This window comes from Paenibacillus sp. FSL H7-0756 (genome assembly GCF_038006765.1).
In the GTDB taxonomy this organism is placed as follows: Bacteria; Bacillota; Bacilli; order Paenibacillales; family Paenibacillaceae; genus Paenibacillus_AQ.
Genome location: NZ_JBBOVT010000002.1, coordinates 1,231,143 through 1,252,999 on the forward strand (window position 1 = coordinate 1,231,143; position 21,857 = coordinate 1,252,999).

General features: G+C 53.8%; 19 protein-coding genes. 3 read left to right on the plus strand and 16 right to left on the minus strand.

Translation table 11 applies throughout. The annotated features are described in order from the left end of the window. Positions 1-195: 195 nt before the first annotated feature. Positions 196-2,115 (minus strand): serine hydrolase domain-containing protein, encoded by a 1,920-nt coding sequence (locus NST04_RS21990; RefSeq protein ID WP_341186155.1) that lies wholly within the window; start codon positions 2,113-2,115, stop codon positions 196-198. 152 nt (positions 2,116-2,267) lie between these two features. Here NST04_RS21990 and NST04_RS21995 point away from each other — a divergent pair, with 152 nt between their 5' ends. Beyond that, complete coding sequence (locus NST04_RS21995; protein WP_341186156.1) at positions 2,268-3,626, plus strand: cryptochrome/photolyase family protein; 1,359 nt, start codon at positions 2,268-2,270, stop codon at positions 3,624-3,626. A gap of 32 nt (positions 3,627-3,658) precedes the next feature. On the opposite strand, the gene NST04_RS22000 is transcribed toward NST04_RS21995, so the two are convergent. The 4 genes from NST04_RS22000 to NST04_RS22015 form a co-directional block, all read right to left on the minus strand. Beyond that, positions 3,659-4,297, minus strand: a complete 639-nt coding sequence (locus NST04_RS22000) for an ABC-2 transporter permease (RefSeq protein ID WP_036694313.1) — start codon at positions 4,295-4,297, stop codon at positions 3,659-3,661. A 1-nt stretch (position 4,298) separates the two neighbouring features. Next, positions 4,299-5,162: an ABC transporter ATP-binding protein gene (locus NST04_RS22005; RefSeq protein ID WP_341186157.1), complete on the minus strand. Its 864-nt coding sequence runs from the start codon at positions 5,160-5,162 to the stop codon at positions 4,299-4,301. Beyond that, on the minus strand, positions 5,152-5,538 hold the full coding sequence (locus tag NST04_RS22010; RefSeq protein ID WP_341186158.1) for a GntR family transcriptional regulator: 387 nt from the start codon (positions 5,536-5,538) through the stop codon (positions 5,152-5,154). Before NST04_RS22010 ends, NST04_RS22005 begins: the two co-directional genes overlap by 11 nt. A 123-nt stretch (positions 5,539-5,661) precedes the next feature. Beyond that, complete coding sequence (locus tag NST04_RS22015; RefSeq protein ID WP_341186159.1) at positions 5,662-6,774, minus strand: metallophosphoesterase; 1,113 nt, start codon at positions 6,772-6,774, stop codon at positions 5,662-5,664. Between the two features lie 66 nt (positions 6,775-6,840). On the opposite strand from NST04_RS22015, the gene NST04_RS22020 reads away from it, so the two are divergent. Further along, positions 6,841-8,073 (plus strand): MFS transporter, encoded by a 1,233-nt coding sequence (locus NST04_RS22020; protein WP_341186160.1) that lies wholly within the window; start codon positions 6,841-6,843, stop codon positions 8,071-8,073. A gap of 63 nt (positions 8,074-8,136) precedes the next feature. Here the strand turns inward: NST04_RS22020 and mnhG are convergent, their stop codons facing one another. The 9 genes from mnhG to NST04_RS22065 all read right to left on the minus strand — a co-directional run bounded on the left by mnhG (position 8,137) and on the right by NST04_RS22065 (position 16,311). After that, positions 8,137-8,541 carry a monovalent cation/H(+) antiporter subunit G gene (gene mnhG, locus NST04_RS22025; protein WP_051493387.1) on the minus strand — a complete coding sequence of 135 codons (405 nt, stop codon included), beginning with the start codon at positions 8,539-8,541 and terminating at the stop codon, positions 8,137-8,139. Further along, positions 8,516-8,809: a Na(+)/H(+) antiporter subunit F1 gene (locus tag NST04_RS22030; protein ID WP_036694318.1), complete on the minus strand. Its 294-nt coding sequence runs from the start codon at positions 8,807-8,809 to the stop codon at positions 8,516-8,518. The genes mnhG and NST04_RS22030 overlap by 26 nt, the downstream gene beginning before the upstream one ends. Continuing rightward, positions 8,806-9,285 (minus strand): Na+/H+ antiporter subunit E, encoded by a 480-nt coding sequence (locus tag NST04_RS22035; protein ID WP_036694319.1) that lies wholly within the window; start codon positions 9,283-9,285, stop codon positions 8,806-8,808. Before NST04_RS22035 ends, NST04_RS22030 begins: the two co-directional genes overlap by 4 nt. A gap of 2 nt (positions 9,286-9,287) precedes the next feature. Further along, positions 9,288-10,769, minus strand: a complete 1,482-nt coding sequence (locus NST04_RS22040; RefSeq protein ID WP_341186161.1) for a Na+/H+ antiporter subunit D — start codon at positions 10,767-10,769, stop codon at positions 9,288-9,290. Next, positions 10,766-11,101, minus strand: a complete 336-nt coding sequence (locus tag NST04_RS22045) for a Na(+)/H(+) antiporter subunit C (RefSeq protein ID WP_341186162.1) — start codon at positions 11,099-11,101, stop codon at positions 10,766-10,768. The genes NST04_RS22040 and NST04_RS22045 overlap by 4 nt, the downstream gene beginning before the upstream one ends. Continuing rightward, the gene (locus NST04_RS22050) at positions 11,101-13,965 is read right to left on the minus strand and encodes a Na+/H+ antiporter subunit A (protein ID WP_341186163.1); all 2,865 of its coding nucleotides are present in this window, start codon (positions 13,963-13,965) and stop codon (positions 11,101-11,103) included. Before NST04_RS22050 ends, NST04_RS22045 begins: the two co-directional genes overlap by 1 nt. Positions 13,966-14,032: 67 nt before the next feature. After that, positions 14,033-14,641: a universal stress protein gene (locus NST04_RS22055; RefSeq protein WP_341186164.1), complete on the minus strand. Its 609-nt coding sequence runs from the start codon at positions 14,639-14,641 to the stop codon at positions 14,033-14,035. Positions 14,642-14,803: 162 nt separating this feature from the next. Beyond that, a complete protein-coding gene (locus tag NST04_RS22060) occupies positions 14,804-15,652 on the minus strand; it encodes a metallophosphoesterase family protein (RefSeq protein ID WP_341186165.1) in 849 nt (282 codons plus the stop codon). Next, on the minus strand, positions 15,649-16,311 hold the full coding sequence (locus NST04_RS22065; RefSeq protein ID WP_341186166.1) for a DUF2625 family protein: 663 nt from the start codon (positions 16,309-16,311) through the stop codon (positions 15,649-15,651). Before NST04_RS22065 ends, NST04_RS22060 begins: the two co-directional genes overlap by 4 nt. Before the next feature lie 256 nt (positions 16,312-16,567). Between NST04_RS22065 and gdhA the strand changes: the two genes are divergently transcribed. Then, a complete protein-coding gene (gdhA, locus tag NST04_RS22070) occupies positions 16,568-17,962 on the plus strand; it encodes an NADP-specific glutamate dehydrogenase (RefSeq protein WP_445667937.1) in 1,395 nt (464 codons plus the stop codon). Positions 17,963-18,583: 621 nt separating this feature from the next. On the opposite strand, the gene NST04_RS22075 is transcribed toward gdhA, so the two are convergent. Continuing rightward, positions 18,584-19,567 carry a diaminopimelate dehydrogenase gene (locus NST04_RS22075; RefSeq protein WP_341186167.1) on the minus strand — a complete coding sequence of 328 codons (984 nt, stop codon included), beginning with the start codon at positions 19,565-19,567 and terminating at the stop codon, positions 18,584-18,586. A gap of 113 nt (positions 19,568-19,680) precedes the next feature. After that, the gene (locus NST04_RS22080) at positions 19,681-21,687 is read right to left on the minus strand and encodes an AraC family transcriptional regulator (protein WP_341186168.1); all 2,007 of its coding nucleotides are present in this window, start codon (positions 21,685-21,687) and stop codon (positions 19,681-19,683) included. Positions 21,688-21,857: the final 170 nt, after the last annotated feature.

The following is a 21,857-nucleotide window of genomic DNA, read 5'->3' on the forward strand; positions in this document are numbered from 1 at the left end:
AGCCGTTTCTAGTTTGTACAGAAATTGAAAGGTATTCTACCGATACCCCACGAGCAAATGATCACCGCACTTGTGGGGCTTAGTAAGAGTTTTTTGCGGTCAAGCAAGTGGACAAAATCCACCTGTTTCCGGCTCTCATCGCATCCTGGCCTCTTTCCCATCAGAGCTGCCGCTTCTCAGCCTGTCCCCTGCTGCTTAACTGTAGAACTCCCAGAATACAAGCTGGACCAGCAGAATCGACATCATCACCATGGGCACGATGGCCGGCCAATGGCTACGGGCCGGTAAGACAGACGGGGACCGGCGCTTCATCAAGGTTAGCAATAGCGCAGCGATAAGCAATGCCGCCAGGCCGGTCAGTGCAATATTCACTATAATCTGAGGATAGACCTCTGCATAGGCACGTTCACTGTTGCTCAGCATCCGTAAGGCCAGCACCAGATTGTTCACGACCAGACCGGTGCCGGTTAAAGTCAGTCCGGCCGTCAGCTTCCGGTTGGCGGAACGGGGGGCAGTACGGTGACGACTCGCTTTCCTTTTACCCAGAAGCGCCTGTACCAGCAACACAAACGGAGCAATTACAAAATAGGCAATCGCCAGTGCCGCCAGTGCTGCACTGATTAGCAGTACCGGCATGGACCGGCCCGGACCCAGCGGCAGATAATCGGAGGTGTACACCGAGACGGCCTCTACCTTCCCCTCACTGACTTTGGTATACAGCATCGGCCAGGCATCCAGCCCTGAATCTCCGCCCGTCTTCGCATAGAGATAAGGCTGAACCTGCTGATAGCTTCCGCTCATCCCGGCAAGTGACACCTTAAGCTGATCTGTTCCCTGAGGCTCAAGCTTCATCATCGTGAGATAAGGGAACAGCTTCATGAAGCCATGTCCGGGACGGCGTGCTGCCACGAATCGGCCTTCCACCTCTGATACATCCGGCAGAACCGCTGCCTCCGTCTTCGCTCTCTGCCCCACTACTGCCTTGGTCAGACCATGAACAATATGGGATTCGCCCGCCTGATTCGTCATAATCACGACTGCAAACCGGTCTTCAGGCACCAGCATCAGATTGGTGGCAAAAGCAATCGTGTTCCCGCCATGCCCCAGCGTCCGGTGAACTCCCGGATACTCCCAGAACCCGTGGGCGATGCCCGGCATGTCTTCTGCAGCGGAATGACTGCGGGTCAGCATCGTATCCAGCGTACCGGACTTCCGGAACAGCGGAGATTGCTCTCCGGCGGCAGGCATGAAGGCCATGGCGAACTTGGCCAGATCCTCCGCCGTCCCGTTATTTCCGCCGTTCGGGTACATGGACATATAATTCCATGACCCTTGATTGAAGGAGCCTGGTCCGGCGAAGAAGTATCCCTTGGCCTTATGCTCCAGCAGCTCCGGGCGGTCCTCCACCACAGAATACGCCATGGAATGCTTCATGCCCAGCGGCTCAAAAATATGCTGCTGGACGTATTCATGATACGGCTGTCCGCTGATGCGCTCCACAATATAGGCAGCCAGTGAGTTTCCGTAATTGGAATACGCGACCACTTCCCCTGGTCTGTAGATCTGTGCGGGCTGAGCCAGCTTCAGCCCCTCTTCCAGTGACCGCACTTCCTCAGGAGACTGGTAGGCCATATCGAACATATACTCTTCGAATCCGGCGTTGTGGTTCATCAAATTCAGCATCGTGATCGGCTCATCATACGTCAGCTTAGTCAGGAAGTTCTCCGGCAGCAGCTTACGGATATCTTGATTCAGGTCCAGTTTGCCTTGCTCCGCCAGCTGCATTACGGATGCCCATACAGCAAGCTTGCTGATCGAGCCCCATTCCATGACCGTATCCGGGGTGACGGGGATCTGTTTCTCCACATCGGCGTAGCCGTACCCCTTGGACAGAACAATCTGTCCATCCTTCACCATCACAACGGAAGCGCCTACGGTCTGCTTTCCTATGTACTCTTTTACATAATCGTCTACAAAAGCTTCCAGCCCGGTCAGCGGAATGCCGGATGGGGTAGCTCCCCCTGCTCCTACGCTGCCTTGCTCTGCGGCAAATGCTGTAATGCTGCCCGATAGCAGCAATAGCACCATGAGCACTAGTGTGAATCCTCGTTTCAAAATAAAACCTCTCCTTTAGTCGAGTAAAATCCTGCAGCCTTCCTAATTCTAACAAAAAACCTGACACTTGAGTGTTATAATCTTGTAAAAGTACAATTTGGGTATATAGAATAGAGACACGATACTTCTATTTGAAAGGACATCCATCATCTATGATTCTATTCATACACCGCAAGGACCTGCGGACTTCTGATCTGCCGGCCTTCGACGCTATAGCTTCAGCAGAGGAGGACTCCCTGCATGTATTAATACTGGAGCCGTTTCTGCTAAGGAATAAGCGTTATCTGGAGCATAGCGGTCAGAATTTCCTGCTGCATGTTGCCCGCCTCCGGCAGGAATACGCGGAGCAGGGCAAGCGGCTTCATCTCCTGTACGGGGAGCCGGAGGAAATCCTCCGCAGACTGGCACAGCTCCACCCCATACAGGAAGTCAGTTTACACGCAGACTATACCCCTTATGCTCTGAAGCGGGACAGTGTGCTGCAGGATACCGCTTATTCGCTTGGCCTCCGGTTCCATGCCCGGCATGAACGGATGCTCTGTGACCTGGAAGATTTCATGGACTGGTGCGGCAGGAGTGAGCCGTTCAAGGTATTCACTCCCTTTTACCGCCGTTGGCGCGCTTTTCTCTCAGAACGGTTCCGGCCCCCTTACACTGAGGGACTGGGCAGCTTGCAGACGGCAGACCTTCATCCGGAGATGAGAGAGGCCTTCAGGCTTCCGGAGGAAATAGATCAGCAACTCGCACAACTGAAGGATGCGGCAAGGGAGATGAATCCGGGCCGAACCTTGGAGGATTTCATTACGGCAGAACTCCAGCATTACCCGGATACCCGCGACCAATATGCGGAGGACCGGACAAGCCGGATGAGCAGCCACCTGAATGCAGGGGCTGTATCTGCAAGGGCTGTCTATCGCAGGCTGACTGAGGAAGATGACCTTGGAGAGGAATGGCTGCGGCAATTGGCCTGGAGGGATTTCTATCTGTATCAGGCAAGGCTGGATGGGGATTTTTTCAATTATGAGAAAATATATGACCTCTCTGCGCTTGGAACACAGCACTTCGAGGCCTGGGCTCAGGGCAGGACCGGCATTCCGGTCATCGACGCTGCCATGCGCCAATTGAATGAGACCGGCTGGATGCCTAACCGGCTGCGGATGATTACGGCGATGTTCCTGACGAAGAATCTGGGCTGTCCGTTCATCTACGGTGAACGTTATTTCCGGCTGAAGCTCAGCGATTACGACAATGCCCAGAACCGCGGCGGCTGGCTGTGGAGCTCTTCGCTGGGCTTCGATGCTTCTCCCTATTTCCGGGTGATGAACCCGGTCACCCAGTCCAGGACGCATGATCCAGACGGCAGCTATCTCCGCACCTGGCTGCCGGAACGCGCGGATTGGTCTGACCAGGCCATTCATTTGCCTGCCGATGATGCCATTGTTGACCTGAAGCGGTCCCGGGCGCTGGCTATTGAAGTCTATAAGGAGATTATGCGAAGCCGCAAAAGCTGAAGAAGCCGGGTCTTAGCCCGGCTTCTTCAGCATCAGAATTCCTTGTTCCGGTGAATCCGCACGGCCGTCACATAAGATATGGCGAACAAGAGAACCGCCAACAGCAGAGATGCATACCCGGTCTCTGGTCCATTGAAGTTAACACCGTCCATATACTGGCCCAGCAGCAGCCATACCAGAACCCGGAGGACTACAGCGATTCCTGCGGCTACCATCACCATCAGCTCGCTTTTGTCCACACCGAATTTAAGCACAACCGGATAATAGACCGCCAGCGTTGTGATGGCCAGCGATAAACCGAAGGTGAACCCGGTGGATAGGCTCCAGCCCGAGGTGTCCACGCCTTTGGCATAGATCACCCCTATAGTAATCAGGCTCGTAGCTGTCCCCATCAGAATCAGCAGCAGAAAGCTTAAGTACTTGGCATAGACCACCGTTCGCCTTCTGATCGGCAATGTGATCTCAAAGCGGTTCCACTTCGATGCCTCATCCGCCTGCAGGGAGGCCCCGATGCTCACCACAAAGACCAGAATCTGCGCACCAATGATGGCATTCAGTATCGAGTTATTAATTACGGCCAATGGGACCAGCGCCAGCATCAGCGCGATGCCCAGGGATGTCTTGATCGTATTTTGCAGCGAGTAGTAGTTATTAAGCAGCAGTCCGCGCATCCTATTTCTCCCCCTTTACCAGCAGCAGCAGAATTTCTTCAATAGATACCTGATCGACGGTGATCCCGCTGTATTGCCCCTCAAAGCTCCTTCTGTCCCTCACCAGCACATCGGTCTGATGCTCCCTCACCCGGTATGCCAGCCTGTCTCCTTCTGCAATACGGCGGAACTGGTCACTGGTACAGCGGGCTACGCCGTAGTCGTAGATCAGCTCATCCTTCATCGCTGTCAGAATGATCTGCCCCTGATGGATGAAGGTGATATAATCAGCGATTTTCTCCAGATCGCTTGTGATATGGGAGGACATCAGTATAGCATGACGCTCATCCTCTACGAATTCCAGGAACACCTCCAGAATCTCCTCTCTGGTCACCGGGTCCAGCCCCGAAGTAGCCTCATCCAGAATCAGCAGCTTGGGATGGTGCGACAGGGCGGCAGCAATCGCCAGCTTCATCGTCATGCCCCGTGAGAACCCGCTGATCTTCTGGTTCATAGGCAGGCCGAACTTCCCTGTAAGCTTGATGTAGAGCTTCGGGTCCCATTGCTTATAGATGCCGCGCATGACCTTAGCCAGCTTATTTGGGGTCAGCACCGCCGGGAAATTGGCCGAATCCAGCACCACTCCGATATCTTCGCGTAAGACCGTGTCAGTATCCGTCATCTCCCTGCCCAGCAGCCGGATTGTTCCGCTGTCAATCTGAACCGTGTTCAGAATGGACTTGATCGTTGTCGTCTTCCCTGCCCCGTTCTCCCCCACGAACCCCATAATCGTTCCGCTGGGTATAGCAAATGATACATTGTCCAGCATAAAGCCGGAATCGGCATAGGACTTGGTCAGTCCGGTGATTTCCAAACTAAGATTCATGATTTCCCTCCTTGTAAAAGATAGTCAGCATATCCACCATCGTCTCCAGCTTGATTCCGCTTGCGCGGGCGATTTCGGCTGCCTTCATTAGATGCTCATCCACCTTCTTCAGCTGCTCTTCCTGAAAGACATCCTGGTTCACGGCAGAGACGAAGCTTCCACGCCCGACCGTCGTCTCGATGAATCCGTCACGCTGCAGATCCTCATACGCCTTCTGTACGGTGATGACACTGACCTGAATTGCTTTGGCCAAGGCACGCATCGAAGGGATCGGGTCTCCTGCCTGAAGCTCTCCGCTCATAATCTTGCCCTTAATCTGCGAGGTGATCTGCTCATAAATGGGCTTGTTCCGGTTACTGCTGATGATAATCTCCACACGCTTCCTCCTTGCGTGACCAGTGTACTTATTGTACCAGTACAATATAACTGATCTAATGGTTTTTGTAAATATATCATCCAAAAAAAGAGCTAACCCGAACACCCGGTCAGCCCTTCCAAATTACTTATTCACGTTAGAAAACTCCACCTGAAGGGACACCACCTCTGAGCGCGAGCCGATACGGATCGGCGGGCCCCAGAAGCCATAGCCTGAAGAGACGACGGTATGAAGCTGTCCCTTCTTCAGATACCCCCAGTCATTCTCGAACACCCTGGAAGTGATAAGGTTGGCTGGTGCGATCTGCCCGCGGTGGGTATGGCCGGAGACCATCAAGTCGATGCCTTGCTCTTCAGCAATCCCGAACTCCACCGGCTGATGCTCTAACATGAATACCGGCTTGGAACGGTCTACGTCCTTGGTCAGGTCAGCCAGCTTGGCCCGCTCCTTATCACTGTAATCCTTCCGTCCAATCAGCGTCAGCCAGCCGCCCACCTCGACGTCTTCATCGTAGAGCACCTGCATCCCGCTCTCCTCCAGCAGGCTGATGATCTCCTCTGTCCCGCCCTTGAACCGGTCATGATTCCCCAGGGAAGCATATACCCCGAGCGGAGCTTCAAGCTTCGCCAGCACAGCGCCGAGACCTTTGTCCTTATAGGGCCTGACGTCATCATCCACGATGTCGCCCGGAAGCAGTATCAGATCGGGGTGCAAGGCGTTAATCTCCTGCACCATCCGCTCTGCATGGCGTTTGCCGGATAAATAACCGAAATGCATATCCGAAGCCATCACGATGTGAAGCTTACCGCTGGGCGGACCCGGCTTGTCAATCTGTAACTCATAGGAACGGACAACCGGACTGTACGCATTATAGCTTCCATATCCTATCAGGGTGATTAGAATAACCAGCGTCAGGATACCGGACCACTTCTGAACCGCGCGGCGCGGCAGCTTGGACAGCTTCGTTAGCCAGACCATAAGATGCACGAGCGGCAGCAGCATGAGCAGCAGACTGAATACGGCCAGCCAGTAGCTGCCGATGACGCTTAAGACAGCTGACCCAGCCACTACTCTGGAGAGGATCAGCGAGCTGGCCAGGAAGATCAGCGCAATAATATAGAACAGCCGGAACCGTCCGGAGACGACCGGCTTGATCCAGCTCCAGCCGCTCCAGCCAATATAGAAGACAATCAGGGCATATATCGTAATAAATACCAGTCCGAGAATAATAAACATGCGCTCAGCTCCAATTTGTGTTAAATAAATATAGTGTAGACAATCGACAACCTGGAGGATTTCATCATGGCAAAACCCTTTTTTCCGCGGCTGGAGGGAAACAGCCGGGGCTGCTTGACCTTTGAGCCTTTTTTTCTGATTCCCTTTAGCATGTTCTCTACCTATGCCACCCTGTACATGTATGAGCTTGGATTGACCGAGCTGAACATCGGCTGGATAACGACGATCGGACTCATCGTACAGGTATTCTCCTCTTTGCTCAGCGGATATTTAACGGACCGGCTGGGACGCAAGCGGGCTATATTATATTTTGACCTGCTTAGCTGGAGTCTCGCCACCTTGTTATGGGCCTTCTCACAGAACCTGTGGTTTTTCGTGGCGGCTGCGGTGATTAACGGCTTCCAGCGTGTGCCGCATATCGCCTTTTACTGCCTGATTGTTGAAGATACCCGCCCCTCTGACCGGACCTATGTATTCACACTGCTGCAAATTATCGGGGTGATCGGAGGCCTGTTCGCACCGCTGGGCGGTCTGCTTGTCCACCAGTATGGCATGGTCACGGGCATGAGGATCATGTACGTGCTGGCCTTCCTCTTCATGACCTTCCAGTTCGTGGGCCGCCATCTGACTACCCGGGAGACCGAGGCCGGCATCCGCAAAAGACAGGAGACCCGTGAGCTCAGCCTTAGGGAAAGTATGATTGAATACGGCGGCGCCTTCCGTGACCTCGGGGCGGAGCGCAATCTGCTGCTGATCTTCGGCGTATACATTCTGTTCAACTTCCAGGCTACGCTGAAAAGCACCTACCTGTACCTGTATCTGGCAGATTATATCCATCTGGACAGCGGCATCCTCTCTCTGTTCCCGGCCGTGTCCTCAGTCATCATGCTGCTAACGCTGTGGCTGCTGATGCCCAGAATCCCGGATCAGAGCGCTAACCGCGCTATGATGGCAGGCTTCGGCTTATCTGCTCTGTCGAATGCCATGCTGGTTCTCTACCCTACAGCGAGCTTTATCTGGATCGGACTGAGCACCATTCTGGCAGCTGTAGGCCTGATGATCAGCTCTCCTTATCTGGAGGCAGCTGTGCAGAACGCCATTGATGATGATAAGCGGGCCAAGGTCTTCTCCATGCTGTCTGTCCTGATCCTGGTATTCACCGCGCCAGCGGGCATTATCGGAGGCTGGGCCTACAAGCTCGACCCGAGAATTCCATTGTGGCTGGTAACCGCAGCGTTCGCCGCCTCGTATCTGCTGCTGCACCTGTACCGCAGACGGACAGCTCCTCAGAGCGCATGACCAAGCCAATATTACAACAGGGATGTCCGTAGCAGCTCAAGCGCTGTGGACATCCCTGTTCTTTTATGGTGATGCGTCAGTCTTCACACGTTCCGTTGCCTCTTCCTCTGCCTGCTCCTTTTCCAGCGCCGCCTTAAGATCATCCTGGACGCGGCGGCTCCAGAGCGGAACACCGGAGCGGTAGGCCGCGCGGCCTGTCAGATGAGCGGAGAGCGGCGAAGTCATGAATACGAACACGATTCCGAGCAGCAGCTTCGCACTGATGAAATCGAGGAAGAAGGCGAAATACAGGAAGGCGCCGCTGAGTACACAGAGCACACCAAGCGTAGCACTTTTGGCAGCGGCATGTGATCTTAAGTAGACATCGGGCAAGCGGATCAGCCCTACAGAGCTGACTGCGCTAAGCAAGGCTCCGGTCAGAATCAGCAGGACAAACACATACTCAATGACCGTCTTGATCATGTCCATGTTCAAACACCACTCCCCTTTCGATATATCTGGCCAAGGCCATCGTCCCGATAAAAGAGAGGATTCCAATCAGAAGAATATATTCTATAAAGGCTTGCGTCTTGAACAGAACCGAGAGGACTGCCACCATCGCCAGCAGATTGATACCGATGGTATCGAGTGCGGCAACCCGGTCAGGCAGCGATGGCCCCTTAACCAGCCTCCAGGCACAGATCGCGATGGAGATGACCATAATTGACAACGCCAGCATAAGAATCGATTGAATCATGAACGTGTCACCTCCTGAATCGCGCGTTCAAAGGTATTACGGATATTCGCATCGAACTGCTCCACATCCTGGATGTCCATGGCATGAATGTATAGGGTCCGGTTGTCTTTGGACACCTCGAGCACGACGGAACCCGGCGTAAGGCAGAGCATTGTGATCAGCACGGCTACCTCCCAGTCCGACTTCAGCTCTGTATGGTACATCAGGATAGCTGGGCGGATATTGAGATTCGGTCTAAGCACCGCCTTCACCACTACATAGCTGGATACCACCAGCTCCCGCAGCAGCAGGGCCACCAGCTTCAGAACCGCCCATATTTTACCCAGATACAGCCGTCCGCCGAAGAATCGCCGCATGACCACCAGCACGGCCACCCCCAGCACATAACCGATGATGAAGCCGGAGGCCGTCCAGTCATTATTCAGGAACATCCACAGGAAGGCAATCATGAGATTCAACAATATTTGAAAGGCCATCTTCATCGACTCCTTATGACAGCATTAATGTACGCTGCCGGATCAGCGAGGACTGCGCCGGCATGTATTACATAGCCGTTCACCAGCTCAGCGCCAATACCCATTAGGATGACTAGAACAAACAGCACAGCAGCCGGTACCATCATCGCTTTGTAGCGGAGAGGGCGGATTTCTTCATCGCTCTTCTCGCCCCCCCAGAATACCTGCTGGAACACTTTGATCAGCGAATACAAAACCACGAAGCTGGAAGCCAAGGCGATGAGCGCAAGCACAGTGTGCTGCTCTCCGAAGCCGCTGCGGACCATCATGACCTTCCCGGCAAAACCGCTAAGCGGAGGAACACCGACCAGCGCCAGCGTCAGGACGAAGAACATCCAGCCCGTCCACGGATACCGGCGTATCAGACCGCCCATCAGCCTGAGCTGCTCCGTCCCCGAAGCCGCGACAATCAGCCCGCCCAGGAAGAACAGGAGCGCCTTGGCAACCATATCGTGCATCAGATAGAATACAACCCCGCTAAGCGAATCCTGGGTAGCCACGGAGATGCCGAAGGCGATGAAGCCGACACTGATGACAATATTATAATTGAAGATCCGGCTTAGATCATTATAGGCGAGCGCCCCTATGGCTCCAAGAATCATAGTGGCCCCTGCCATCCAGCCGATCAGCGAATGGGTCAAGCCCATATCATGTACAAAAATCAGCGAGAACGTTCTGGTGATGGCATACAGCCCCACCTTGGTAAGCAGTGCGCCGAACAATGCCCTTACCGCTTGCGGAGGAGCACTGTACGAATCCGGCAGCCAGAAGAATAACAGCAGACCTGCTTTGAGCGAGAACACCAGCAGCAGAAGCACGGCAATCACATTCATCACTCCGCCCTGCCCGGCCTCTCCCACACGGATGGCCAGATGAGCCATATTAAGCGTGCCTGTCGCAGCGTACAAATAGGCAATCGCCGCTACGAACAAGGTGGAGGAAATTACGTTGACAAGGATATACTTGAGCGTCTCGCGCAGCTGTACCTTGGTTCCACCCAAGACAATCATGGCGTAGGAAGCAACCAGCAGCACCTCGAAGCAGACAAACAGGTTGAACAGGTCACCCGTCAGGAACGAGCCGAACACGCCGGTGAGCAGGAAATGGAAGAACGTATAATAGTAGAAACGTTCCCGCTCCTCACCGATGCTTGCGAAGGAGAAGAACAGACAAGCTGCCCCTACCACCGCAGTCGTCAAGACGAGCAGCGCTGCGAACATGTCAGCTACGAAGACGATGCCGTAAGGCGGTAGCCATCCTCCCATATACAGCGTTTGAATCCCGTCCGTACGGACCTGGTACACAATGATAAGCGCTACTGCGATGTTCACCAGCACACTGATGGCACTGAGGATACGCTGCAGCTTCACTTTCTCTTTCAGAAAAATCAGGATGACCGCCGTAAAGGCCGGAATCAGCAAAGGCAGTACCAGCAGGTTGTTCATGGTCTCTCCCCCTTGCTTCCTTCCACATCATCCGTCCCCGCCGAGCGGTAAGCCCGGTAGGCCAGAACGATGAAGAACGCGGATACCCCAAAGCTGATTACAATGGAAGTCAGGATAAGCGCCTGCGGCAGCGGATCGACATAACTGTCCGCATTCTCACCAAGCAGAGGTGAAGCGCCCGTCTTCAGGCCGGCCATCGTCAACAGCAGCAGATGAACGCCATGAGTCAGCAGCGTGGTCCCAAGCAGGATGCGGAGCAGACTTTTGGACAGGACCAGATAGACACCTACGGTAAACAAGACACCGATCGCCAGGGCAATAAGGATCTCCATTAGTTATCCCTCCCGACCGTAAAGATAATATTCATCGTGACACCGATCACCGAGAGGTAAACTCCCAGATCGAACAGCATCGCCGTGGTTAGCTCCGTCTTGCCCATGACCGGCAGTTCGAAGTAGCCGAAGGCTTGGGTCAGGAACGGAACATCGAAGACAAAGGAACCGATTCCGGTGAGAAAAGCGATCATAATCCCGACTGCGATTAACTTGCGGTAATCGACCGGCAGTACCTTCTCTACAAACTCCGTGCCGAAGGCAATCGCAATCAGTACAAGCGCCGCAGCAGCCATCAAGGCTCCGATAAAGCCGCCGCCCGGCTGATTATGACCGGCGAAGAACAGGTACAGGGAGAACGTGATGATGATCACGAAGGCTACTTTTGCCACCGATTGCAGCAATACATCATTGCTGCGGGTATAGCGGCGCGTGAAGGACTCCGGTTTGCTTCTGGTCAGAACAGGCGTATGATCCTGCTCCAGCTGTAGCTTGATCATCGAGTAGATGGCCAGCGATGCCAGCCCCAGCACCGTAATTTCGAACATGGTATCGAAGCCGCGGAAGTCCACCAGCAGGACATTGACGATGTTCTTGCCGCCGCCAAGCTTGTAACTATTCTCCACATAGTAGGTTGAGATAGACTCGAACGGACTGCTGCCGAGCGCCGCCAGCGCCACCAGCGTCATCGTGATCCCGAAGCCTAAGGCGATGATCAGCTTGGGTACCTTGACCCGCAGCTTCACCTTCTCCCGCTTCAGCTTCGGCAGATGCCGGAAGCAGAGCAGGAACAGCGTAACGGAGACCACCTCGACAATCATCTGGGTGAGGGCCAGATCGGGTGCACGGAACAGGATGAACAGCAGCGTCACCATGTAACCGACCATTCCCGTCATCAGAATCGCTGAGACTCTGGACTTGGCAAACGGAATGGCAAGCGCGCCTGTCAGCAGGACCAGTACCGCAACAACTTCAAAGAATGTGACCGGAGCATATTGCCCCTGGCCGAACGTAATGCCTTCCGAGTACAGCATCGTGCCGCCGACAACGGCGATAATCAGGGTGAAAATGTACATCAGATAATGACGCATTGAACCTGTCATGTACAGGCCTGTCACTGCACGGGATACGCTCTCCACGAGACGGATACTCCCGTCATACACGTGGGTCAGCGTTAGTCCGGTGCGCCATTCCTTCTCGACCAGACTGAACCGGCCGTATACGCGGTATACGATAATCCCCAGAAGGATCACACCCAGCGTCATCCAGACCTCGGCGGTGAACCCGTGCCAGAAATAGATATTCACATAAAAAGGCGAGCTGGCGGCAATCTGCGGATGAATCGCATTCATCCCCGGCACGATCAGTGACTTCGACAGTATATTGGGGAAGAAGCCGGTGACTACGGCCAGTAATGCCAGAATCACTGGCGGAAGCAGAAGGCCGAAGGGCGCTTCATGCGGCTTTTTGTCCAGCTTCTCCGGCTGATATTTGCCGAAGAAGGTTTGGAAGACCATAATCATGCTGTATGCAAAGGTAAATATGCTTGCAATCCACGCCAGCACCGGGAAGAGGGTGAAGAAGGCCCCCGGGCTGAAGATATCCAGCTGTCTGATATTCAGCACAGCCGTGAAGAACATTTCCTTGCTCAGGAATCCGGCAAACGGCGGAAGACCCGCCATCGAGAAGCTGCCGATCAACGCCAGCGTGAAGGTGACCGGCATCAGAGACACCAGACCGCCGAGCTTGCGCAGATCACGGGTATTCGTCTCATGGTCGACAATTCCGACCACCATGAAGAGCGAACCTTTGAATATGGCATGATTAATTAAATGAAATAGGGCTGCCGTTGTTGCGGCGGTATAGAATACAGCCTCTTCCCCTGTGTAGAAGGACGCGGCTGAACCCATACCGAGTAATCCCATAATCAGTCCAAGCTGACTGATTGTAGAATAGGCTAACAGAGCCTTCAGGTCCGTCTGCTTCATCGCCTGGATCGATCCATAGATCAAGGTGATCAGGCCGACACCCGACACAATCCAAAACCACTCATGTTGCCCCGCGAACACCGGGCTGAAACGTGCTACCAGATATAAACCGGCTTTGACCATGGTTGCCGAGTGCAGATACGCACTGACCGGAGTCGGCGCTTCCATCGCATCAGGCAGCCAGATATGGAAGGGGAACTGGGCCGATTTGGTGAAGGCACCCAGCAGAATAAGCAGCATCGCAGGAATGAACAGCGTCTCTCCGCTGATATCGCCCACCTGGCTCCAGATCTCGCGGATACTGAACGTACCCGTCATCACATACAGCATCAGGAAGCCTGCGAACATCGCCAGACCGCCGAAGACGGTAATCAGCATGGACTTTTGTGCGCCATAGCGTGATTTCTGTCTCCGGTGCCAGTAGGCGATCAGAAGGAACGACGAGACACTCGTTAGCTCCCAGAATCCGTATAACACCATAAGATTATCGGACAGCACAACTCCAAGCATCGCCCCCATGAATAACAGCAGATATACATAGAACGGCGTCAGCTCTTCCTTGCGTTTATCGAGATAAAATATGGAATAGATAAAGACCAGAGTACCCATGCCCGTAATTAACAAGGCGAACAGCAAGCTTAATCCATCGAGATGGAAGACCAGATCAATCCCAAGGGAAGGAATCCAGGACAGGGTCTCGTATCCGAGCTCCCCTCCCTTGATGACTGGAATCCGGGTCAAGAAATATATGAATAACGCCAGCGGTGCGGCTAATACAAGCCATCCTCTATGGAGCTTTCGCATCCTCCCGCGCAGAAGCGCTATCATCAGGGCCAGGAGAAACGGAACAAGAACGGTTATATGCAGCAAAGGCAAGCCTCCTTTTTCATTCTACAATTTGGGTTGTGAACGCTGGTACTTACTTCCTGAAAACAAGAGCCGGTTATAATGGCTCGGTCAGCGTTCCTTCACAGATATGCAAATATCTCGCTTTACCATCTTGCTCAATTTTGAACAAGCCATTCTCAAATTCTGTGTGCAATTCATGAAAAAATTTGCCTTTGATGTAATCGTCGCCTTCCGGCTCATCGCTGAGCTGGTATACTCCCTCATTCTTCACCAGATAAGAGATTACGCCTTCTTCATGGGTCTCTTCGAGACCGGCGCGCATACGCTGAACTGCAACGACATGCAGATCCATCATATTCATCTTGCTGATCAGCTCATTGACAAAGTTGCGTTTGGTCAGCTCCTGCCACAAGGTCTGGGCGGATTGGCCAATAATGATCTGAGTGACCTCTTTCTCTTCTGCAGCTTCAACAATAACATCCGTTGTCTTGCGGCCCCGGCGTTTGCGGACCATAAATTCTGCCCCGGCTTCTTCCGCCAGACGCTTCCAGACAGCCATATACATTTCTTTGCTATGATTATATTCATCGCTGTCCGAACTATCCACATTAAGCACATAGAGCGGTGCCCCAAGCATCTCAGATAGCTCGACACCACGCCGGATTAGACGCTCCCCATGCGGCCCATAATGAACACATACCATAATCTTTTCCTTGTGAATGACTTTCGCCCTCCTGTTAACATGGGTGGAAATACAAAAGGAGCCTAATGGCGTTAGGCCCCTCTCTGTTGTTTCAAACCCTGAAATATACTTAAATTATACCTATTCCGATGCTGTTTGTAAAGTTTACGGACAAGCGCACGTTTAGCACAGGCCTGCGGCTGTGAATACCAGCACCCTTCCGTCTGTATTCAGAAGCTGGACACCGTTGTCCAGCTCCGCCAGCGGCTGGTCCCAGTGAACATGCCCGCTGCAGACCAGTACCTCCGGCCCGGCTTCCAGCCGCTCGCGGATGCCTGCATGTCCCGGTAGCCCTGCTCCAGGAAGGTCAGGGCTCTGGTGCAGCAGCAGCAGATCGGGTCCGCGTTGCAGCAGCCCCTCCAGTCTCTCCAGATACTCCTTCTCCGGCGTGCGGTTCGGCCGGCCTGCTCTTCCCGTGACGCCTCCAAGTCCAGCGATAAGCATATTCGCATGGCGCAAGACCGCCGGTTCGGTGAACAGATGCATTCCCGGTGTGGAGGCAAGCTCAGCTTCCCCATCCGAAGTCAGAAGATCGTGGTTGCCGTTCACGCCGAATACCGTACCGAATCTGCGGCGGAAGGCCCGCCATACCGGCAGCGGATCACCGCTAGAACCTCTTACTGCAGTGTCTCCATATAGATCGCCGCATAAACAGACCAGCACCTGATCCGGGCGGACATCCGGCATATGGCGGAGAAGCAGACCTTCCAATGTGGCGGCAAGCTTCTCACCCACCAATAGATCGCTGTAATCTCCATTGTCAGACAAGGCAACTCCCTGAAGATCGGATGCGACGATCAGCACCTTCACCTCTTCCGGCAGTCCCTGCATTTCTCCCGGATATATCGGAAGCCCACTATATATTATTCCCTGGCTGCCGGGCGCTGCACTGACAAAGGGGACCACCTCCAGCGGTTCTTCCGCTACCCGTAAGACTCTAAGCTGCCCGCGTTCAGCCTTACGCCGCTTCATTCAGCACCTGCACTTCTTGCTGCCCGCCATGCCTCTAGAATAGAGACCGGTGCTTTGCTGCTGGCCGAGCCGCTGCCCTTATCCGTCCAGAGCGGCGGGTAATACCCGAAGACCTGATCCGGCGCAAGCTTCTGTGTCTCCTCTTCCCATCCTTCCCAGCGGAACGTTTCATAGAACAGATCCAGGTCACCTTCCGCCAGCCAGCCGATGAAGCCCGAATAGGTTAATTCCGTCGTCTCCCATTCTAGCGCATCGGGGGCATAATAATAGATATGCCCGCTCTGTCCGAACCGCCCGGTATCCAGGCCGAAGAAGCCTCCGGCCGCATCATATGCTACAATCAGCACACCCGGCAGCGGGACTGTATCCTCTGCATCACCCAGACCGTTCCAGGAAGCAAGACTGCCGCAGACCCCTTCTGCTCCAGCGCCAAGCAAGGTAATCCAGCCATGCTCGAAGATAATACCTCCGGCTTCATAGGCAATGGCTCCCAGATAAGACCTCGTACTTACCTGCAGACGGACGAGCGTCAGCGCGGCTGCCTCCGGCTCTGCGGCCTCCAGCCGGTAGGTTCGCGGCCCTTGGCTCAGCAGCTCCCTGATCTCTTCCCAGGCATGATTCTCCACATCTACTAATTCTGCTACAGATAATAAGTGCATATGCTTCCGCCTCTCTCTCAATGCTTTATGCTGTTTCCAATATTTATATATACCCTATTTAAAGGGAACTGCAATCCTGAATTGACCAGAGGTTTATTAACATTCTGCCGCATTTAGCTTGCATAGTATGTAAGGTTCATAGAATTTCTTAATGACTCTGCCAAAAATAATTGATTGGCAAATTGATGTCAGGTTTTATAGAATTCTTTTAAATTCTAATTAATACGGGATAGCCCGAATTACAATCAGACAGGGAGTGCTTGCCAAAGTGTCCATCGTTCCTACACTAACGTCAGAAGTATCAAATGAGGCTGTGCAGTACGTGCAGCGGATCTATGCAGAGGTCCAGAAGCGCGATCCGCATGAGCCGGAATTTCACCAGGCTGTCCAGGAATTCCTGGAGAGCATCACCCCCGTTCTGAGCCGCCACCCGCAGTATATGAAGCACGGGATTCTCGAGCGGCTGGTTGAGCCTGAGCGCAGCATCTCCTTCCGTGTCCCTTGGGTGGACGATGCCGGTAATACGCAGGTTAACCGCGGCTTCCGCATTCAATTCAACAGTGCCATCGGTCCCTACAAAGGAGGCCTGCGCTTCCATCCTTCTGTCTACCTCGGGATTATCAAGTTCCTGGGCTTCGAGCAGATCTTCAAAAACTCGCTGACCGGCCTGCCCATGGGCGGCGGCAAGGGCGGCAGCGACTTCGATCCCAAGGATAAATCGGATCAAGAGGTTATGCGCTTCACCCAGAGCTTCATGACGGAATTGTACCGCCACATTGGGCAGGATACAGATGTTCCTGCAGGAGATATCGGTGTAGGCGCGCGCGAGATCGGTTATATGTTCGGCCAATACAAACGGATTCACGGCGGGCATGCTGCCGGGGTTCTTACCGGAAAAGGGCTGCTCTACGGCGGCAGTCTGGCGCGCAAGGAAGCTACCGGCTATGGCTGTGTATACTTCGTGCAGGAGATGCTGTCATCGCGCGGAGCAAGCTTCAAGGACAGCAAGGTGGTCATCTCCGGTTCCGGGAATGTCTCCATCTATGCGATCGAGAAGGCTCAGCAGCTTGGCGCCCACGTCATTGCCTGCAGTGACTCGAACGGTTACATTCATGATCCTCAGGGCATCAATCTGGCTACCGTCAAAAGACTGAAGGAAACAGAACGCCTGCGCATCAGCGAATATGTGAAGGAACACCCGCATGCCGAGTATGTTGAGGGCTGTAGCGGAATCTGGAGCCTGCCTTGCGACATCGCCCTGCCTTGTGCCACACAGAACGAGCTGGATTTGGAATCTGCCCGGACGCTGATTCTGAACGGGGTTCAGGCCATTGGCGAAGGCGCCAATATGCCGACCACCCTCGAAGCGGTGGAGCTGTTCCTGGAGAACCAGGTGCTGTTTGCTCCAGCCAAGGCTGCTAATGCAGGCGGCGTAGCAGTCTCGGGTCTTGAGATGAGCCAGAACAGCATGCGTCTGTCCTGGACCTTTGAAGAGGTGGACGAGAAGCTGCAAGTCATTATGAAAAACATCTACAGCAGCACCGTTCAGGCGGCTGAGGATTATGGCGTCGCCGGTAACCTGGTTGCCGGCGCCAACATCGCCGGGTTCCTGAAGGTTGCCGATACCATGCTGGCGCAGGGTATCGTGTAACCTGCTATAGACTCAATTGATACAAGAAGAGGTGTCCCTAAGCCATTTGGCTGGGGGACACCTCTTTTTTTTGTGTAAAAGGCAGGGTTCTGGACTTTCAGGTGCATTAATGCTCCTTATTCGCTCATTTAGCTGACTTCCGGCGGATTCAGGTGCACTAATGCACCTCATTACTCACCTACAGCCACACGCGATCCCACCAAAGGGATTTATCCCTCTCATTCAACCCTCCAGCCAACTTCTGGCCCTATCAAAGGGATTTCTCCCTCTCATTCAACCCTCCAGCCAACTTCTGGCCCTATCAAAGGGATTTCTCCCTCTCATTCAACCCTCCAGACAGCTTTCGGCACTTCAGTTGTAAACACGCTTTCCGGTTCTTTCATTCAGCGTATAACTAAAGCGTAGCCTTTTAAGGCAACACAGCTTTACACAAATGCCCTCCCTCCATAGTTTTCTTTTTTAAGGATGGACGAGTCGTCTCCCGCTTAAATAGCAGAGCGTACAGAACAATTGTGGACAAGCGGAGCGTCCTCCCAAGTGCTCACGTTGATTCTCCTCCAAAATAAAAAGCTGCCCCAAGCAGCCATTTCATGGCTTTGGGACAGCTCCATTCATTGTTGCCTACAGCAGCTCGCGCCGCAGCTCCTCAGCAGATCTTGGAGAGAGGTGTCCGAGCGGAATGTCGAATACCGTCTTGGCTCCTGTCTGGCCTTCCTGCTTCAGGCGCACAGCAGCGCGGGCATAGGCGGCCAGGACGCTGGCTGTGAATTCCGGGTTGCTGTCCAGCTTCAGTCCGAATTCGGCAATCTGCTTACTTCCGCCCCCAGTCACTCCGCTGCGGATTACGAATCCGCCATGCGGCATGCCGGAATGCTTCTCGGCAAGCTCTTCTGCCGACACAAAGTTGACCGTTGTATCATAATCGGCGAAATAGTTCGGCATCTCCACAATCGTCCGGGTAATGGCATCGCGGTCAGCTCCTGCTTCAGCCACTATGTAGCATTCCCGGCGGTGCTTCTCGCGGGTGGACAGCTGCGGGGTTTCTCCTCCGCGAATGCTGTCAATAACCTCCTGGACCGGCACGGTATATTGCACGCCTGCCTTGACACCGGGAACCCGGCGGATCGCATCCGAATGCCCTTGGCTGACTCCCGTACCCCAGAACGTATAATCCTCGCCTACCGGCAGGATGGACTGCATCAGCAGCCGGTTCATGGAGAACATTCCAGGGTCCCAGCCTGTGGAGATCACACTTACGCTGCCGCCTTCGCGGGCGGACTTGTCCACCGCAGCGAAGAAGTCGGGGATTTTGGCATGCGTGTCAAAGCTGTCCACCGTATTGAACAACCGGGCCAGCTGCGGAGTCTGCTCCGGCAGATCTGTCGCTGAACCGCCGCACAGAATCATTACATCAATCTTGCCTATGTACTGCTCGGCGGCTGAGATGTGCTCGGTAAGCGTTCCTGTGATGTCTGCCAGCTGCTGCGGATCTCTGCGGGTAAATATGGCTACCAGCTCCATATCGGCGTTCTGCGTAATGGCCTGCTGTACCCCTTTGCCCAAATTTCCGTATCCGACGATCCCTACTCTAATGGTTGATGTCATGTCTGTAATATCCTCCCTTGCCGGTTAACCCGGAGATATGAATCCTTCAAAAGTTAAGTATATATACATTACACGAAATGTAAACATCAAGTTGCGCAGCCGCACCGACCAGATTATTGCCCCGTTCCCAAAAAGCTCTCCACAATGAATTTCAGCTGTGCTTCCAGAGAGATCGGGTCATTATAATACGAACCCTTCTCATTAATGAAATAGACACGATTATTCTTTACAGCCGGGAGTGACTTCCATACCTTGCTGCCGTAGACCACATTCGCATCCCCGTCATCCCAGCCCCAGTTGCTGGTGAAAATATAGTCTCCCGCATACTCCGGCAGCAGCTCCAGCGACAGATCACCTCCGAAGCCTTCCCCGTCAATCAGCGTGGTCCGGATAATTTCCGGCGCCTTCAGGCCGAGGTCCCCATACAGAATCTCACCGCCTCTTCCTCCCTTGTTGCCCCAGGCATAGATGCCCTTCGCATAGGGCTGGAGAATCGATACCGTCTGGTCCCCGACAACTTCAGTAATCTTCGGCTTCACTTCAGCGATTCTATCGTTCCACCCGTCAATCCACTGCTGCGCCTCTGCTTCCTTGCCGGTAATCTTGCCGAATTCGAGCAACAGGTCCTGCGGAGTACCCCCGCCGTATTTCAGCCGGACCACCGGAGCGATCTGGACAAGCTGCTCATACTGGGCTTCTTCGATATAGTCAAACGTCAGAATCAGATCCGGGTCCAGCTTGAGAATAGCCTCAGCATTCGGCTCCGCCCCGATATTCACGATATCATCCAGCTGACCCGCATGGAACGGATTCTGCAAGGAGTCATCCGAAGCTGCGACCGGCTTCACACCGAGCACCAGCAGATTGCCGATTGCGCTGCCTGTCAGATCAATAATCCGCTGCGGGTTTACTGGAATAGTGACCTCTCCCTTGCCGTCAGTATACACCTTCGTTGCTGCAGCCGTATTGTCTGTAGTAGAGCCCGGAGCCGCCGCTTCACTCCCCGGATTGGACGTACTCACGGATTGAGCCGCCTTATTTCCTGCCGCACCATTATTCGCCGGTGTCCCTGCACCAGCCCCCGAACATGCGCTTAGCAGCAGGGTTACGCACAATAATAAAACCGCTGTAGCCATAGATGCCGTCTTCGTTCCCCGCATTACTGGTAATCCCCCTTTTCGCCGTAAATGATAATAGTTCTCACTACTTTGGATGCTATAGCACCTGGAATTATGAGCTACAAGGGCAGTTATCGGATCAACAACAGGCGATTCTTGCACAAGCAGCTGGGTATCCATTCTCATTCTGAATTGTACCGGCGGGCTACCATAGTACTTCTTGAAATTCCGGCTGAAGGTATGGGCATCGGGATAACCTGTCCGTTCCGCGATCTCCTGCACGCTATATCCGCTATGCAGCAGATCATGCGCTGCCCTCTCCATGCGGATCTGTGTAAGTACACGGATAGGCCCTGCCTGCATCCGGCTCTTGAACAGCTTGCTCAGGTAGCTGACGCTGCAATCAAATTGATCAGCCAGAGTATCCAGTGTGATCTGCTCCCTGTAATGCTCCCGCATGAACCGCAGAGCCTGGGCCAGCAGGTCCGGCTGAACCGGAACAAGACCCTGCTGCTTCATCTGAGCCAGCACCTCATGCACAAGCTGAAGAAACAGCGATCTTACATAGAGATGCTGCAGCGGATCTGCGGTTAACCATTCTATGTGCATCTGTTCTAGCCGGTCCAGCAGGGGATGCGCGTAAGTTGGACTGAAGCTGTATTGATGCCTGGCCGGATTCTCCTGCTCCAGCAGCTTTATCCCTCTGCCCGATTGAGGCAGCATCAGCACTGTCTTGTACAGCACCAGGAAGTATTCGAAGGCCTCATCCGCGTGCACCGCAAGAACCGCTCCCCGCCCGCCATGCACGAGCTGATTACGTCTCAAGGTAGTCTGTAGCTCATCCAGCTGTACTTGTGCCTGTCCCTGCGCTGCATACAGGAATGCACTCGCAGGCAATTGGTAATACGGAAGTGCCGAGCCTGCCGGGAGTCTCCCTCTGCGGATATCCATAATCCTGACCGATGCATGGTTCCACCACTGTATATGTTCGTTCAGCTTCATCTCTATTCCCCGCTTATCTTTATTTCGTTGTATTCTTTGCCGGTTAATCACATTATAATTGATAACCATTCTCATTAACACCCCATATTATAGCCCACGCCATAGACTAACGCCCTGCATACGATAACCTAGTCAAAGTCATTTCCATGTATGCCAATATTAGCTCAAAA

Bases quoted from the DNA above. Each gene is read 5' to 3' on its own strand.
- NST04_RS21995 (WP_341186156.1), top strand. From the start codon at position 2,268: ATGATTCTATTCATACACCGCAAGGACCTGCGGACTTCTGATCTGCCG.
- NST04_RS22000 (WP_036694313.1), bottom strand. From the start codon at position 4,297: ATGCGCGGACTGCTGCTTAATAACTACTACTCGCTGCAAAATACGATC.
- NST04_RS22005 (WP_341186157.1), bottom strand. From the start codon at position 5,162: ATGAATCTTAGTTTGGAAATCACCGGACTGACCAAGTCCTATGCCGAT.
- NST04_RS22015 (WP_341186159.1), bottom strand. From the start codon at position 6,774: ATGTTTATTATTCTCGGACTGGTATTTATTACGATATATGCCCTGATT.
- NST04_RS22020 (WP_341186160.1), top strand. From the start codon at position 6,841: ATGGCAAAACCCTTTTTTCCGCGGCTGGAGGGAAACAGCCGGGGCTGC.
- mnhG (WP_051493387.1), bottom strand. From the start codon at position 8,541: ATGGACATGATCAAGACGGTCATTGAGTATGTGTTTGTCCTGCTGATT.
- NST04_RS22030 (WP_036694318.1), bottom strand. From the start codon at position 8,809: ATGATTCAATCGATTCTTATGCTGGCGTTGTCAATTATGGTCATCTCC.
- NST04_RS22035 (WP_036694319.1), bottom strand. From the start codon at position 9,285: ATGGCCTTTCAAATATTGTTGAATCTCATGATTGCCTTCCTGTGGATG.
- NST04_RS22040 (WP_341186161.1), bottom strand. From the start codon at position 10,769: ATGAACAACCTGCTGGTACTGCCTTTGCTGATTCCGGCCTTTACGGCG.
- NST04_RS22045 (WP_341186162.1), bottom strand. From the start codon at position 11,101: ATGGAGATCCTTATTGCCCTGGCGATCGGTGTCTTGTTTACCGTAGGT.
- NST04_RS22055 (WP_341186164.1), bottom strand. From the start codon at position 14,641: ATGGTATGTGTTCATTATGGGCCGCATGGGGAGCGTCTAATCCGGCGT.
- NST04_RS22060 (WP_341186165.1), bottom strand. From the start codon at position 15,652: ATGAAGCGGCGTAAGGCTGAACGCGGGCAGCTTAGAGTCTTACGGGTA.
- NST04_RS22065 (WP_341186166.1), bottom strand. From the start codon at position 16,311: ATGCACTTATTATCTGTAGCAGAATTAGTAGATGTGGAGAATCATGCC.
- NST04_RS22075 (WP_341186167.1), bottom strand. From the start codon at position 19,567: ATGACATCAACCATTAGAGTAGGGATCGTCGGATACGGAAATTTGGGC.
- NST04_RS22080 (WP_341186168.1), bottom strand. From the start codon at position 21,687: ATGAAGCTGAACGAACATATACAGTGGTGGAACCATGCATCGGTCAGG.